This window comes from Arenibacter nanhaiticus, assembly GCF_900141935.1.
Taxonomy (GTDB): Bacteria; Bacteroidota; Bacteroidia; order Flavobacteriales; family Flavobacteriaceae; genus Arenibacter; species Arenibacter nanhaiticus.
This window is the reverse complement of record NZ_FQYX01000050.1, coordinates 1-16,193: the sequence shown is the minus strand read 5'-3', so window position 1 is coordinate 16,193 and position 16,193 is coordinate 1. Positions and strand designations below refer to the sequence as shown.

At 35.7% G+C, this 16,193-nt stretch carries 12 protein-coding genes; 3 read left to right on the top strand and 9 right to left on the bottom strand.

Annotation, left to right across the window (positions count from 1 at the left end; genetic code table 11):
- Positions 1–107 precede the first annotated feature (107 nt).
- On the top strand, positions 108–605 hold the full coding sequence (locus BUA16_RS17400) for an SEC-C metal-binding domain-containing protein (RefSeq protein WP_218616780.1): 498 nt from the start codon (positions 108–110) through the stop codon (positions 603–605).
- Between the two features lie 269 nt (positions 606–874).
- On the opposite strand, the gene BUA16_RS18765 is transcribed toward BUA16_RS17400, so the two are convergent.
- Positions 875–1,018: a hypothetical protein gene (locus BUA16_RS18765; protein WP_168470657.1), complete on the bottom strand. Its 144-nt coding sequence runs from the start codon at positions 1,016–1,018 to the stop codon at positions 875–877.
- Positions 1,019–1,729: 711 nt separating this feature from the next.
- Between BUA16_RS18765 and BUA16_RS17390 the strand changes: the two genes are divergently transcribed.
- Positions 1,730–2,632 (top strand): bacteriophage abortive infection AbiH family protein, encoded by a 903-nt coding sequence (locus BUA16_RS17390; protein WP_072765994.1) that lies wholly within the window; start codon positions 1,730–1,732, stop codon positions 2,630–2,632.
- Between the two features lie 862 nt (positions 2,633–3,494).
- Positions 3,495–5,258, top strand: coding sequence for a hypothetical protein (locus tag BUA16_RS19040; RefSeq protein ID WP_072765993.1), 1,764 nt, complete (start codon positions 3,495–3,497; stop codon positions 5,256–5,258).
- Between the two features lie 995 nt (positions 5,259–6,253).
- Here the strand turns inward: BUA16_RS19040 and BUA16_RS17380 are convergent.
- The 8 genes from BUA16_RS17380 to BUA16_RS17340 form a co-directional block, all read right to left on the bottom strand.
- On the bottom strand, positions 6,254–7,876 hold the full coding sequence (locus BUA16_RS17380; RefSeq protein ID WP_178338918.1) for an ISL3 family transposase: 1,623 nt from the start codon (positions 7,874–7,876) through the stop codon (positions 6,254–6,256).
- 238 nt (positions 7,877–8,114) lie between these two features.
- The gene (istB, locus tag BUA16_RS17375; protein WP_072765991.1) at positions 8,115–8,834 is read right to left on the bottom strand and encodes an IS21-like element helper ATPase IstB; all 720 of its coding nucleotides are present in this window, start codon (positions 8,832–8,834) and stop codon (positions 8,115–8,117) included.
- Between the two features lie 24 nt (positions 8,835–8,858).
- Entirely contained in the window at positions 8,859–10,382 is a 1,524-nt protein-coding gene (gene istA, locus BUA16_RS17370; protein ID WP_218616779.1) for an IS21 family transposase, read from the bottom strand.
- A gap of 1,040 nt (positions 10,383–11,422) precedes the next feature.
- Entirely contained in the window at positions 11,423–12,727 is a 1,305-nt protein-coding gene (locus tag BUA16_RS17360) for a type IV secretory system conjugative DNA transfer family protein (protein ID WP_178338917.1), read from the bottom strand.
- Between the two features lie 91 nt (positions 12,728–12,818).
- Positions 12,819–13,469, bottom strand: coding sequence for a MobV family relaxase (mobV, locus tag BUA16_RS17355; RefSeq protein ID WP_072765987.1), 651 nt, complete (start codon positions 13,467–13,469; stop codon positions 12,819–12,821).
- Between the two features lie 259 nt (positions 13,470–13,728).
- Entirely contained in the window at positions 13,729–14,007 is a 279-nt protein-coding gene (locus tag BUA16_RS17350; protein WP_072765986.1) for a helix-turn-helix transcriptional regulator, read from the bottom strand.
- Between the two features lie 473 nt (positions 14,008–14,480).
- Positions 14,481–15,539: a hypothetical protein gene (locus BUA16_RS17345; protein WP_072765985.1), complete on the bottom strand. Its 1,059-nt coding sequence runs from the start codon at positions 15,537–15,539 to the stop codon at positions 14,481–14,483.
- A gap of 117 nt (positions 15,540–15,656) precedes the next feature.
- A partial coding sequence (locus BUA16_RS17340; protein WP_072765258.1) for an ATP-binding protein occupies positions 15,657–16,193 on the bottom strand: 537 nt, incomplete at its 5' end.

Genomic DNA, 16,193 nt, shown 5'->3' with positions numbered 1-16,193 from the left:
GCTATCTTATTTTTCGAAGAGGGGTCAGCATCCGCCAGAACGGCAGTTACCTATAGGTTGGGCTTTAGAGGGGTCAGCATGCTCCAGTATATCCAACAATGATTGGAATGAAAGGTAAGGACACTATATATTATCCTAAATTAGACGAGATGGTGGCTTTTAGTGTCAATTGGCTCCCATTTAAAAATTGGTGGGAAGAGATAGTCTTCCGAGATAAATTTGGAAATGAGATATCGCGTAGTTCTCTAATTAAAACTTCAACAAATCAAGATGGTGGTGCCCATGTTGATGAAGCACTTGATGAAATTTATTACGACTTATCAAAAAATAACTCTCTCGAAACTAGTATATTTGATGGAGAAACCTCCAGTCCAATACCAAATCCAGAAAAAGCCGCAATTCGGCAAATTGGCCACGAAGTTCTAAAAACTCTTCTAATTGATTATGAGAAAAAGCAGACTGCGAAAGTCGACATATGGCTTGGTGGATCAGAGTTAATTGTGGGAAACAAGCCATCACCACTACCTAAAAACAAAAAGATTGGAAGAAATGAAAAATGTCCTTGTGGTAGTAGTAAAAAATATAAACACTGTCATGGTAAATAACTGGGCACAGTCGAGTAGGTAAAGGGGAGTCTCATCCCTACGCCTATCATAAATTACCAAAAGCAAATTACAGGCCGACCTCAAAGTCTAAACTAGTCCCTTAGCCCTTGTGAGAAAGGTTAAAAACGCAAAAACAATTTATGGCCCCATTCGTTATTGTTTTGGCTCCTTCATCATTCTTTAGGCCTAGCTAGGGTTGTGGCGTGTGTTTTTGAAACTTCTCAAAAACCATGATACAAAACTTCCACAAAAAAAAGGGGCGTTACCCCTTATAAATAATCCTCGATTGATGGATATTGACATTCAGGAGAATTTTCGATATCTTGATAAAACCATACAGGCCATTCCCTGCCGTCCTTTAAAGTTTTCATTTTTGAAAATTTTTGAACGTTGAATTGATCTTGATGTTCCATAATAACAGTATTTTAAATTAAACAATTGTTTTTCAAAACACCGGTGCCAGCTAAAATTTTAGCTCAAATTGGAGATTTCTAAAATTTGGGGGGGACCTTTAGGAGGTCCCGATTTTAGAAATACTATTTTGATGGGAATATTTTACGGGCGTAACTTCGGAAAACAAGTTGATTGATTGGTGCCTGGAGCGAATACCGATGATTTTTTTGCTCCTTTAAATAAAAGGGTTCCTTCCTTTCTATTTTTAAAATGCCCCTCCATAATTTTGCTGGCCCTGATAGAAACATCATAAAAAAAAACGAGCTAGGGAAAGACAAGGGCATAACTTCCGGAACGCCTGGACACATCCCCTTCCCCCTTACTGGTCCTTACCTCGGAAACTATCCCATAGCAGGAAATGGAGGAACTTTCTGCTCTTGTGCGCGGTTCTGAGGGTGGTGAACGAAGCCGTACGAAGTACTGCACTGCGAACCTTCCGCAAGAACATGGATATTATAATACTTCTTCCTTAAATATAACCTATTTGTTGTATTTTCTTTAAGTTTTATTTGTTATTCCCCTACCTAAATTATAATATTGGTACTGCAGTTTATAAATGGATAACAGTAAAGTATTATTGTTGTTATCCACAGAATTAAACCTATCAACTATATATTAGACTGATATAACGAGTTGTGGTGCATTACCAACATAAATTGAGGTAGAAAATTATGATTGAAAAAAAACTGTTATACATTATTGGCAATGGATTCGATAGACATCATGATTTCCCAACTTCTTATTATGATTTTGAAAACTTCATGGAAGATTGGTCAAGAGAGATGTATTGCGAAATACATGAATTCTGGAATTTTACTGTAAAAGATGGTAAATGGTGCGACTTTGAAAATGATTTATCTTCATACAATAGCAGAAAAATGTATGACGATTGTGCGAAGGGGAAAAAGAAACCTGAAGATATAGCTGATGAATGTTCAGTCTTAACAGAGCAAATCTACAATAGGATAACCAAATGCTTCTTGGAATGGGTTAAAAGCATCCAGCTTAACCCTAGAACTAAACAGGTACAGTTGAATCAAAATGCTCAATACATCAACTTCAACTACACTAGAACACTTCAGGATATATACGAAATCCCTGAAAATTCAATTTGGCATATACATGGCTCAAGCCTTGATAAAGAGGTGATTTTTGGCCATAAAGTCAAACAAAAAATTGAATACAATTACAGTGACGATACAGGCATGCCATCAACAGAAGAAGAATGGGATGAAGACGCCAGACGTTTTGCTAAGTTGCCACTTAGCAAATTCAGGAAGCTAACCGAACAAGTGATAAGTAAAAATAAAACACAATTCCTATGCTATCAAGATTTAGAAACTATTTATGTTCTTGGCCACTCTCTTGCTGATGTAGATTTGCCATACTTTGAAATGATACAAGAGAAAAACAAACAGACGAAATGGTATGTTTCATATTATAATGATTCAGAGCAAGAGTATTTGTGTTCTCAATTAAAAAAAGTTGGAGTACAAAAATCTCAAATTAAGATGATTAAAATGGATGATTTAGGTGTATCAACAGAAATAACGACACCACAGTCGAGTAGGTAAAGGGGAGTCTCATCCCTACGCCAATCATAAATTACCAAAGGCAAATTACAGGCCGACCTAAAAGTCTAAACTAGTCCCTAAGCTCTCGTGAGAAAGGTCAAAAAAGCAAGAAGTTTGATCTAGGGGAAATGAAAAATATCGGTTCGTTTTGTGGCAATGTTATAGGAGTAAATTGTGCCATTACAGAGCTTACCGTTGAATTTGTAAGGGTTCGGTGTTGTCCAAGACAAGGGCATAACTTACGGAACACTGGTATAAAGCTTCTTCCCCTTACTGCTAATTGCCCGGAAACTATCCCTTAGCAGAAAAAAAAGGAAGGTTTTGCTCTTGTGCGCGGTTCTGAGGGTGGTGAGCGAAACAGTACGAAGTACTGGGAGGGAACCTCCCGCAAGAACATGGAGAGTGTGGGGCTTCCTCCTTAAACATAAGCTATTTGTTGTATTTTCTTAAAGTTTTATTTGTTATTCACCTACCTAAATTATAATATTGGTACTGCAGTTTATAAATGGATAAACGTACCTTATTATTGCTGTTATCCAAAGTAATAAGCCGGTAAACAGTATGGAATAAAGTGATGCTCCGCTTTGAAAATAACGGACCATATCGAGAGGATATAGTGCATAATTTAAAAACCATAAACACGGTCTCGGAAGTACAATGTAGCGTCGGGCCTGACTACGTAAATTAGGATTTTTCCTAAGGGTATTGTAGATTTACTAAACACAACGACGCATATAATTAATGTTGTTATATCCTATAGATGTTGTATATCGCTAAAATGGCACAGCATTTCTGATTCGCACATACAGCACCGCTAGGACAACACTAATTATATACGAGGACGTTGTAAAAAATTAAAAAAATGAAAGAAGGAATCAATCAAATATATTCTAATCGAAATAATTTTTTAGTATTAGGGTTGACAGGTAGAACAGGTTCAGGTTGTTCAACTACAGCTGAAAAATTATCCTCAAAAGAAAATGACTTTAAATTCCCTCCTGTTGACTCTTTTGATTTTTTAAATGAAAATGAAAAACGTAAATATAAAATAACATTAAATTTCGCTAAAAATAACTGGAATCAATTTTATACAATAAGAGTTAAAGATATAATAACAACATTTATTTTAGAAAATTCGTTTTCAAATTTTTGTGCCTACTTAAATAAAATAATACCTGAAACAGATTTTTTTAAAAAATTATCTTCTTTGGAAGAAGAGTATGAATCTTTATACACTAAAAGAATTGAATTAATCAAAAACGAAAACCATATTGAAATTTTTTATTTTCACTTTACAACACTAAATAGTTTTACCGAAAAACTAAAATTTGAATTATCTAAATCACATAACTCTTATACAAGTATTTATCAAACAATAGGTAACAATATACGTTCATGTGGTAAAGCTCTTTCTAACGATTGTGAAATTAACTGTAAGAACACAGATGCCTTAGTTAAAAAAATCAACAAGTTCATTAAACTGATTGGTTCCGTTTCTAAAACACAAAACAGAAAATGTTTTATAGTAATTGATGCTTTAAGAAATCCTTTTGAAGTTTCTTACCTTAAGGAGCGTTATTCTGCTTTTTATTTATTAGCTATAAACGTTAATGATTCTGATAGAAAAGAAAGACTTCAAAATAATAATTATACCAAAGAACAAATTGAGAAATTAGATAACCAAGAGTACCCAAAAAAATTAAAAGGTATTCAATTATATATTTCTCAAAATATTCAACAATGTACTGAATTAGCAGATATTCACATTCATAATTCAAATACTGAAAACGAGAATTTTTGTAATCTTAAAAAACAACTAATTCATTACTATTCTTTAATGTTAAAACCCGGGATAGTACCTCCAACTTCCATTGAAAGAGTTATGCAACTTGCTCATACAGCTAAACTAAATTCAGGTTGTTTATCAAGACAAGTTGGTGCTGCAATTACAGACAATCAATTTTCTATTAAATCTATTGGTTGGAATAATAGTCCACAAGGTCAAGTGCCTTGCATACTAAGAAACTCACAAGATTTAATTAATTCTTCTGATACAGAAGCCTATAGTGCTTATGAAAAAAACAACTCAGAATTTCGTAAATATTTTAAATCTGTTTATGAAAACGAAGAAATAAAAAACATGAATAAATGCGGACATAACAGTTCATTTTGTTTTAAAGAAGTTCAAAATAATTTAGAAAACGAAAAAAACCAAGTCCATACACGTTCCCTTCATGCTGAAGAAAATGCATTTTTACAATTAACTAAATATGGTAGCCAAGGCATAGAAAATGGAATCTTATTTACAACCGCTAGCCCATGTGAGCTATGTTCTAAAAAAGCTTACCAATTAGGAATAAAGCGTATTTATTTTATAGATCCTTACCCAGGTATTGCTACCACCCATATTCTAAAAGGAGGTAACAATAATCCTAAGTTAATTTTATTCAATGGTGTTATAGGAAAATCTTATTTCCAATTATATCAACCTTTATTACCGTATAAAGATGAAATTAAAGAACGTGTAGAATTAACATTTCCTAATGTAAAAGAAAATGAACTTGAAAAAGCTAATTCAGAAATTACTATGTTAAAAAAAAGAATTTTAGAATTAGAAAAAAAATAACTTTTTACAATAATTAAAATAATTAAGTATTCAGCCCGCCGATAGGCCAGGGCTGAATATCTTGTTGACGGATCCGGTCTCCCTCTATGGGGAAAGCTTTCTTTTTAGCGTTTTTTATGGAGTCGTATTTCGGCAGACTTGCCGTGGTTTTATGTTGGTTTCAGAAGTCCAACATGTTTTTAGAGGCTTCAATCTAGACCCAGCCGAAGGGTAGCTGTCAACAGGAGCCATGTACTGTATGTGCTATAGTTATAAAATGAAGAAAGGTCAAAAAAGCAAAAACAATTTATAGCCCCATTCGTTATTATTTTCGCTCCTTAAACATGCTTTAGGTTCTGTAACCCTAGCTAGGGTTGTGGCGTGTGTTTTTGATCCTTTTCAAAAACCACGACACAAATCAGCAACTAAAAAAAGGGGCGTTACCCCTTATGAATAATCCTCGATTGATGGATGCTGACATTCAGGATAATTTTCGATGTCCTGATAAAACCATACTGGCAATTCCCTGCCATCCTTTAAAGTTTTCATTTCTGAAAATTTTTGAATGTTGAATTGATCTTGATGTTCCATAATTATAGTATCTTAAATTAAACAATTGTTTTTCAAAATACCGGTGCTAGCTAAAATTTCAGCTCAAATTGGAGATTTCTAAAATTGGGGGGAACCTTTAGGGGGTCCCGATTTTATAAATATTATTTTGATGGGAATATTTTACGGGCCTAACTTCGGAAAACAAGTTGATTGATTGGTGCCTGGAGCGAACACCGATGACGTTTTATGTTCATTTTAAAAAAAGATTTCCATCCCTCCTATTTTTTAAATTACCCTCCATCATTTTACTGTTCTATTGCCAGGAACATCATAAAAAAACCTAGCTAGGGAAAGACAAGGGCATAACTTCCGGAATGCTTGGATATAACGCACTCTCCCGTTACTGCTCCTTACCTAGGTGGATATTATGGTGATGCTGGTTCTTCCTTATATTTGGGGAAACATTAACCAGTTTGAGATAGTATCACCTTCTTTCGCAATAGGTCAAAGCAAGCCCTGCCATACATTTGTCTTTTTATACTCTTTATCCGGTTTACATGGCCTTCTACAGCACCATTGCTCCAAGACATATGGATCCCGTTTTTAACAGCTTTAATATCCCTTAACAAACCATTAGCAAAAGTGGTCAATCCTACCAACTTGTATTTTGAACGTTTAATAAATTGGATCCATCGGTTTATATTACCGCGCCCTGTTCTTATCATCGTTTTGAAAATCTGTACCAATTTTTGAATTACCTGTAGTTCTGAGATATTATCCAATAGAGTTTGTAGATACTTTCGGTCATCGGGATCCTTGATAACAGTTGGGCAGGAACCAATATATTTTGCCAGCTTCCTTGAGCTTAAGGGTTTTATATAGGGAATTCTCGACTTTTGAATTTGTGCAAAATCCGGCGTGTATATTTCAAATTCTTCCTTTATGATGTTTATATTGTGGTAGGCCTGCGTTCTACTTCCCTTGTATCCCAATTCATATATTTCATCTATTATATCTTTCATCATATATCCTTGGTCGTTTAATCGAGCAACAATGTGCTGGGAAAACAACTCAATATTGGTTGATTTAGAGCTTATTCTGGGAGGTAAAGATTCTAAGGAGAGGTATGATTGAACTGTATTGCGACTTATGCCCAAATCCCTTGCTATTTTTCGTTTGGATATGCCCTTGGCCTCTAATTCCTTAACCTTATTGAAAACATCCTGCCTCTGGTCTACTTTTATTTCAACCCTTTTTTGGACTTTTGATAATGACTCCGTTGTTTTTACTTTCGTATTGGCAGTAATGTGACCATCGGGCTTTTTTAAAAGCTCATTGCTTTTTTCTTTAATTAGTTTTTTGATTTTCGGATTCACACTTTTGAAATACTTGTCCAAAGCATCAGATAGGTTCATTAATAAATGAAATCGGTCCGCAACCTGTTCTGCACTTGGACAAACTTCATTAATGGCAGAAGAATACGAACTGGCCCTGTCTCTGGTGACAATATTTACATCAGGATATTTTAACAGCCACTTTTTAAGCTCTTTACCCTCCCTCGAAGGTAAAATATCAATGGGCTTCGAAGTCTCCATATCAATAAGAACGGTTCCATAGCTTACCCCTTTTCGATATGCAAAATCATCAACACCAAGTACCTTTGGTTGGGCTATCTGGGGTAGCTGTTGTTTGTGCGCTATTCGTGTAATGGTTGATCTGCTAACCGAAATCAGTAGTTGTTCGGACAATATACTGCCCAGTTTACCGGTCAATTCAATTGACAAGGAATCCAGTAGCTTTGATACCCTTTCTGTTCTTCGCGAATATCTCAAAATATATGGTGTTTGCTCTGAGAATACTTTTCGGTTACATTGAGGGTTTTGACATTTAAATTTGCGGGTTTTTAGGAAAATAGTGGTTTTGTTTTGAAATACCGGGAGATCTGATATGGTTCTGGTATAATGATCATGGATTTTATTACTGTGCTTTTCGCAAACGGGACACTTTGCTCGCTTGGCTTTTATTGATGCGTATATTGTCACAAGAGAATAAGAATAATCAATATTATTTACAATTAGCCCAGACATGCTAATTAGTTGTTTTATGGTCATAAGTAGCTGTGTATTAACTACTTAAAGATAATAAATATAACCCTATAAAACAAGGAATAAACGTACTTAAACATCTAATTATCAGGCGATTAAACTTAAATTTCTAGTCCGTAGATTTCCCCAAATATGATGAAGAACCGTGATGCTGACCCCCTGTTCTGGCCATACTGACCCCTCTAAGGATTTTGGTCAAAAAGATAAGTTAATGACAATATTACAGTTTTTTTCTTAGACTTTCTCCCTTTAATTCTATTCGATGGGAAGTGTGCACCAATCTATCTAAAATGGCATCGGCGATGCTTGCTTCCCCAATAATATCATACCAGCTTCCCACAGGTAGTTGACTGGCAATAATGGTGGACGATCTTCCATGGCGGTCCTCAATGATCTCCATCAGGTCCATTTGTTGTTTTCTATCCAGATGTGCCAGTCCAAAGTCATCCAGGATCAACAGGTTGGCCTTGGCCAACTTAGCAAAGAATTTTAGGAAGCTTCCATCAATTCGGGTCATTTTAGTTTTCATCATTAGTTTTTGGGTATTGAAGTATAACACTCTATGTCCCTGGCTGCACGCTTGGTGTCCTAGGGCCGAGGCTAGAAAACTTTTACCGCAACCCGTAGCCCCGGTCAATAGGATAGATTCTCCTTTCTCAAGATAGGATCCGGCAGCGAGTTCGGTGATCTGGGATTTATTGATTCCTCTTGAGGAGTCTAAGTTCAGCTCTTCCACGCTGGCCTGGTATCTGAACTGTGCTCCTTTTTTTAGTCGTTCAAAACGGCGGTGGGTGCGGTCTTCTGCTTCCGCCTGCAACAGGACCTCCAGGCCTTCCCCAAAAGAGAGTTCATGGTGCTGTCGGGTTTCTACCATGGCCTTCCAACTACTGTGCATGCCATTGAGCCGTAGCTGTGTCAATTGATTTTCGATAGTACTCATATGTGTATTAATTTAAAGGATTACTTATTTATAGGATGATGCCCCACGGATGTTTCCATGGGCCGGCAAGGATTTGACCACAGGTTCTTCCGGGTATTCGGTCATCCGGTTCTCCAGGACCTGTTTTAAAAACTTATAAGAATAATTCTGATGTTCCAGTGCTATAGTGCATGCTTTGGTAAAGGACCTCGGATCTACCTTACGGGACAGGTTTAAGATGCCGTCACAGGTTTTATAAAGCTGTTCGGGATATTTATCCTGTTTGAACAAGGCCTCCATATATGTATACAGGGTCTCGGAATGATTGTAGCCACGCTGCAGGTAATAGGTAGGGCTTCGCTCTTTGTAGTACCGATGATGGGAACACAGATGTTCCTTTCGGGTGGTATATCCTCCTTTGCGGCGGTTCCTGGGATGGGTGGCAATTAGTTTGGCCTTGTGGTAGATCTTTACCAAGGATCGGGTGTAGATCACCTTGACCTTCATTCCGATATAAGAAAAGGGCACGCTGTAATAATGCTTGTCCATACCCAGACAAATATGATTGTTCTTGGCCACCTTGTGCTCCCTGTAGTACTTGATCTCAAAGGCCTGTGCCGGTAAGGGCTGAAGAGTGTGCTTTTCATCGGCCACGAATTTCTCTTCCCTACAGTACTCTTTTTGCTGCATCCGGGTCTGGTTATGCTCTTTGACCTTCTGGGCAATTGCCCGGTTCAGCGAGGGAAGATCAAAGAAAGTAAGCTTGCGGAGTTTGGCATATACCCGGCTATAGATAAGTTTCACCTGGTTCTCGACCAAACTTTTGTCCTGAGGTCTCCCGGGTCTGGTCGGGGTCACCGAAGTCCCATAGTGATTGGCAAAATCCTCCAGAGCGCGATTGATATCCGGTTCATAGGGATTCGATTTGATAACGGCAGCTTTGAGATTGTCCGGCACCAGAGTCTGTGGTGCACCACCCATCTCCTTTAAACAACAACCTAGGGCATGGATAAAATCTTCCGTCTTTTGGCTGGGAACCGCCATAGCAAAGCAATAGTCGGAATAAGGTAGGCAGGCCACAAAGACCTGGACCTTGATTTCCTCTCCCGTCCGCCTGTCGACATAAGATAGAAGTTTACCGGCAAAATCCACGTACAGTTCATCGCCCGGTCTATGGTCCAATACCATGGACGGCTTACCACTGCGCATGTATTGTCGGATATGGTAACAGAACTGGGCGTAGCTGTAAGGATCTGGGTTCCCTACTCTATATTCATCCCATAGCACCTGTCGATTGACACCTGTTTTCTTAAGTTCCTTACGGAAATAATCCAATTGGGGCTTGAGTAGATCGTAGCGTTCGTCCTTATAGGCAGGGTTCCCAGGATTCAATTTTCCCTCCAGCACTGGATCCTCCATAGCCAACAAAGTTTCCATTAAGAGATCGGCCGCTTTAGCTTTTTGAATATAGTCCTTCACGGTGTTCTTGCTCACCGACAGGGTCCTGGCAATGGTTTTAAAGCCTTTCCCCTGGCAGTACAGGCGAAGTATTTGTTTTACTTGACTCATTGGTTTTGTTTTTCCGGCCATTAGTTATCTTATTTGATGGTATCCATCAAATAAACCAAAACCAGAAAGAAAATAGCTAGGGGGTCAGCATGCTCCAGAATAAATCATCCAAAGGGGTCAACATGCTCCAGAATAATGTGAAAATCCAGCTATCTTATTTTTCGAAGGGGGGTCAGCATCCGCCAGAACGGCAGTTACCTTTAAGTTGAGCTTTAGAGGGGTCAGCATGCTCCAGTATATCCACCTAGGAAACTATCCTATAGCAGGAAACGGAGGAACGTTTTGCTCTTGTGCGCGGTTCTGAGGGTGGTGAGCGAAACAGTACAAAGTACTGGGAGCGAACCTCCCGCAAGAACATGGACATTCAGGCTATACTCCCGAAATTCCTTTCACTTTGTTTTTAAATCCAAAGGACAAAAGGGATATGGGTCGATGCGCTGCCCGTTCTTCCAAAGCTCATAATGAATATGGTTGCCGGTTGTCTTTCCTATAGATTATGTTTCTATCTATCAGTTAAAAAAAATACAATCTATCTTTATACTTATAAACTATCAGTATGGTTTTGAAAAAAAATATCATCAGTATTCCGAAGCAATAGGTAAAAAGATTAAGAATAGGTTTTTTATATTTATTGAGTTCTTCAATAGTCAAAAATTCAAGGGCGCAATACATCTCTCTGATACTATCATATGATAAAATTATTGATTCTATTTTCTCGAACGATATTATGCTATTAACAAAGTCATTATCTGAAATTATACTAGATAAGATGAAAAGTACTAAAGAAATAAAGAAATTAATAATACTGGCAAAGACGATGGATCTTAAGATTGAATTTTTATAATATAATTTTTGAAAGGCAAAAAGGCTAATCAAATAAACAATGATCAAACCGTATAAAGCTATCATAAATGAGCTTAAAATATTATTGTTCATCTTTAATTCCCATATCTGTATTATGGCAAAAAATAGGTACACGAAATAACTGCTCATAAAAAACATAAAAACAAGAAAATTAAAAAATTTTAATAGGATAGACATTATATATCAAATTTTATTGGAGAAACTTCTTTAGTAGCTATAAGACCTTCAACATCCGTATACACCTGACGATATATTATATTACTTTGAGACACATTTTCAAGTCCGGATTTATCAAATGGTTTAGTTCTTTTTAAATAGTGATTACCATTAATTCTTCTGTTTTCAATAAAAGTTTTATTACCCTCGGCAATTATCCCAAAAACTTGGCCTGGTATATATTTAATAATCTCTTCCTTTTTCAAAATATTTGTTTCTCGTATCCCTATATTTTTGGAGATAGTTATACTAAAATCCTTTAATGTTCTACTGATGTTTTCAACCTCCCGTTTTCCTAACATTTGTTGAAAATGATCAAGTGTTTCTGGATTTGTAGTTCTAAATAAAAACTGGTTACCCATATTTGATATAATGGAAGAAGCCTCTTCCCTGCCATAACGGGATATAAGTTGGGATATATCCTGAATTGCAATACAGGTAGCTATTTTATTGCTCCTGGCAGTTTCGGGAATGTTTACAAAATTTGGGATGCTCAGCACCGTAAATTCATCAATGATAACAGCACTATCGAATTGATTTGGTGTATTCATACGTTTTAATATCAACCCAACTATACTGCTATAAATGGGAGTATATAGGTCCCTTTTTTGTAAATTAAATATAAGGTTGACTATACTAGGGTTATTTGGATTGTTGGGAATATTAAGCAATTCCTCAGTGACAAGATTCCTAAAAATCATAGGAGTGTCAAGGGAAGAGAAAAATGCAGTAAACGTACTAAGTATGGAACCTAATAGTTTAGGGTCTTTTTTAACGCTATTCAACACCATAGATGCTCTTTTGGCCTCTTGATCAGATGTTAACATTAATATTAATTCATCCGAACTAACCGTCAAAAAAAGGGCTATAAAATGCGGTATTGTAGCATATTTAATTCCCTTGTTTTTTAAAAAAATAATAACTCCCGTAAGAACGCCCTTTGCGGCATTAAAAAAATATTTTGCATTATCTTCTTTAGGAATCCCAACAATGCCACTCAAGAAATAACTACTAAATTCAATGATATCACTTTTATCCTTACAAAGTGATAAAGGATTAATTTTATCGTAATTGTAATCTAAAGAAAAATTTAAGACCTCTTTACCATTCTGTTTTGCTATTTGGTTTATAAGAGGCGTAAGTTCCCCTTTTGGATCAAAGGTTATGCATCCCTTCCTTTTTATGGAATATGCTAATAAAGGCTTTATCAGGGAAAATGTTTTTCCCGAACCGGCCCCACCAATAGCAATTAAACCCCTATTCAAATTTTTTAAATAAATCCTTCCTTGCCCCTTTAGGAAAAAATGTTTTTTTCGATTTCTCAAAAAGAAAAATAGAACAATGATCGTAATAAAACTAGCGACTAACATAGTTTTGGATATTTCTGGTTACTGCTTGCGTTTTTTGGTGTCTAGCCTTACTTCCAGCCTCTCCTCTTTTCATACCATATTTTGACATGACTTTAGCATAATCTGTTTGTTGTTGGGCCAAATCTTTCTTACCATCGACAAAAGATTTACAGCTTAACCTGCCATCCTTTGTTATAGGAACTATAATCGCATGTAAATGCGGTGTTTTTTCATCTAAATGCAAATGCATTGAAATGATATTTTCCGATCCGAATATATTTTCTAAGAAGAGTTTATTATCCTTTACCCACGAAGTATAAACCTCTTTTTCTTTAAATATTTCGTTCATCATAAAAGGGTCTGAAGTCATGATATACTCTACCGCTTTTACAGCATCCTTCCTGATTTTTTTTCCAAGTTTATACCTCCTTAAAACTTCATCCGAAATACGTTTGGATAACGGATTTTCTTTGGTGTAACCTATCCATTCTTTTTGAGTGTAGCTTTTACCATCTTTATCCCAATGAATATTATTCTTAATAGAATCCTTATCTGTGTTTCCTGGAATTGAAATTTCTCCGTTACTACTCCTATCTATGTGTCTCCCCAATGCTCCAGGATTTTTTATTTTTTGCATTCTTAAAACTGCATAACTCATGATAATATATTTGAAGTTTAGATCTTTTCTGCGGAGCGGAAAAGCGAACGAACTTTGGAACAAAGTGTAGTGAGTTACACTTTGTGGATAAATACCCCTAGCATTTATTGGTTTGACCCCTATAAAAAAAGTTTTATAACCGTCTACTTACTCTATCTACCTCAATGAAGTTGAACATCTCGAAAATCCTATCGTATACTATTTGCACACATATTTTTTCAACGCTCTATAGCTTTTACATTAATTAGACTAGTGCTTTCTATTTTTGGAACAAATAATTTGATGCCACTACCTCTATTTGATTAATCGCTTTTTGTTTGTTTAACAATAACCAATTGTCCAGTTCCTCCTTATCAAAAAAAATCACTTTTCCATTGGGTTTGCTGTGAGGAATTTTATTTTGTGATGTTAGTTTATACATATAGCTTTTTGATATACCGGTATAATCACAGACTTCATCAAAATTAAGTACTCTTTTCTGAGACATTAATAAGCGTTCTATTCTGTCCAACCTTTGGTGTAATTGTAATAAATCCATAATGCATTTTTTTTAGATTAATTAAAATGTGTACTTGTCTTTAGTTTCGAATTCTTAAGACAAAGTAACCATTGATAGTAAAAAGAAGGGTTTACAAGGTTAGTATGTTAACGTTTAACCGTGTATGATTTAAGTACACATATCGACGTGCTCAAGAAACATAACATCCAAATATTAATAGATAGTAAGGGAAGATCCCTACACAACATTTATATCGAACGTCTCTGAAAGTCGATCAAATATGAAATAGACATATCTCAATCCTCCAAACTGGAACCGGATCTATATCAAACGGTAAGGAAGTATAACGAATTCTACAATTCAATAAGAAAACATACAGAAATAAGAAAAAGATTGCCAAATAAAATTTATAACACTAAAAAATGGCATCATAATCAACAAAGAAGAGTGTCTATAAATCCTAAATTATCCGTTTAGAATTATCCAAGACACGGCGGAGTTCAGTTATATATTTAAGATAAGTTTTTACCAAAAACAGCTGCCAAATCATCTTGCCGTTTAGGGCCTATTAGTCTATTCCTACTTGAAGAGGAATTAATTGAACTACATATGATATAACCACTTTTATTACGGATGTTTTTAGCTTTCTCAAGATCTGTCAATGTTAACCTTTTATCAATATGTATTTTAAACTGATTAATAAAAAATTTAGTCTGTGGATTATCCATTTTTAAAACACAGATAGATTTGTGGCTATACCAATCATTAAAAAAAACTGTCTCAAAATCTTTCAAAGATGTATAATCTACATCTATAAAATCGTACTTCAACAACCGATTGTAGAGTTGCCTTATAGCATTATTAGAGCATCCTAGCTTATAATTAGGTTTTGCTCCAGAAATTGATTTTAAATCAGAGATTACCCCTTTCAACTCTTCTAAATACCAATTTAAAAGACTAAAATCGGTGTCCTTTAAACGTAGTATCTGTATTCTGTTAATTTCTAATTTTACCAATCGTTGGGTGTTATAATCATTATTTGACCGAAGTTCTATTAAGATTTTAGTTAAGTATTGTTTTAGAAAAACATTAGATTTAGCAGTTAGCTGATACCCTTTTTCATGCCCCTTAAATACTGAGTTTTGAAAAACAAAAAGCAAAGTTTGCTTAATTAAATTATTGCCACTAATTAACTCGTAAATCCCTTCACTATGTTTTGTAAAGTCTTTTACAAAAAAATATAATTCATTTGCTTCAGTACTTAAAAAGCTAACAAACTCAAAGCTCAACCTTTCTAAAAGAGATTGACTATCCTGCTCCGACTCATCTTGAATTATATAATTATTAAACTTATCGAAATTAAAAATAGAGTGAAAATATGGTAACAAATCGGTTTTCAAATAAACGCTAATATCTTGATTGGTTATTCCGCTATCCAAAGATTTTGAATAAACGTTATAATTTGTTTTATAGTCGCTAAGTTTATCTAGTCCAAAACCTCCTTCTAATAATTTTCCTTTAAAAATGACATAAAGATACTTCGACGAAATTACTTTGTTTTTTCTGTTCATGATTCAATGACATAAATCCATAGTTGCATAATCCGGCCAAAGCGGACAGGCGTTCCGTTTCAAAACGGACACTTTTCTTCAAAAATTTTTATTAAGTTACTTAAAAATATTTTGATCTTATTTTCTAAATTTCCTCATGGACTCTCCTTGCAATTCTATACGGTAGGAACCGTTGGTTAATCTATCAAGAATTGCGTCGGCGACGGTCGGTTCCATAAAGCAATCGAACCAGGATTTTACAGGTAGTTGAGAGGTGATGATCGTAGAAGAACTACCGTGTCTCTCGTCCACAAGATCCAATAGCATATTGCATTGTTTATGATCGATCTGCTTGAGACCAAAGTCGTCGATGATAAGCAGTTTCGTTTTGGCTATTTTATCCATGAACTTAAAATAGCTGCCGTCGGCTTTAGCCAGTGTCATTCGGTCCAAGAGTTTATTGGCCGTAAAATACATGGTTCTAAGTTCCTGGGAACATGCCTGGAACCCCAATGCACACGCTATAAACGATTTGCCCACACCCGTTGGTCCGGTTATGATCAGGTCCTTTGATTTTTTGAGCCAGTCCCCCTGTTGTAAGCGCAATAGCATATTTTTATCTATCCCGCGGGGCTGATTAAAATTGATCTGTTCAAAGGAAGCTTGTTGCTTAAA

What these genes read in the sequence shown, in the direction of transcription:
- BUA16_RS17400 (WP_218616780.1), top strand. Translation starts at nt 108, where the DNA reads ATGAAAGGTAAGGACACTATATATTATCCTAAATTAGACGAGATGGTG.
- BUA16_RS18765 (WP_168470657.1), bottom strand. Translation starts at nt 1,018, where the DNA reads ATGGAACATCAAGATCAATTCAACGTTCAAAAATTTTCAAAAATGAAA.
- BUA16_RS17390 (WP_072765994.1), top strand. Translation starts at nt 1,730, where the DNA reads ATGATTGAAAAAAAACTGTTATACATTATTGGCAATGGATTCGATAGA.
- BUA16_RS19040 (WP_072765993.1), top strand. Translation starts at nt 3,495, where the DNA reads ATGAAAGAAGGAATCAATCAAATATATTCTAATCGAAATAATTTTTTA.
- BUA16_RS17380 (WP_178338918.1), bottom strand. Translation starts at nt 7,876, where the DNA reads ATGTCTGGGCTAATTGTAAATAATATTGATTATTCTTATTCTCTTGTG.
- istB (WP_072765991.1), bottom strand. Translation starts at nt 8,834, where the DNA reads ATGAGTACTATCGAAAATCAATTGACACAGCTACGGCTCAATGGCATG.
- istA (WP_218616779.1), bottom strand. Translation starts at nt 10,382, where the DNA reads ATGAGTCAAGTAAAACAAATACTTCGCCTGTACTGCCAGGGGAAAGGC.
- mobV (WP_072765987.1), bottom strand. Translation starts at nt 13,469, where the DNA reads ATGAGTTATGCAGTTTTAAGAATGCAAAAAATAAAAAATCCTGGAGCA.
- BUA16_RS17350 (WP_072765986.1), bottom strand. Translation starts at nt 14,007, where the DNA reads ATGGATTTATTACAATTACACCAAAGGTTGGACAGAATAGAACGCTTA.
- BUA16_RS17345 (WP_072765985.1), bottom strand. Translation starts at nt 15,539, where the DNA reads ATGAACAGAAAAAACAAAGTAATTTCGTCGAAGTATCTTTATGTCATT.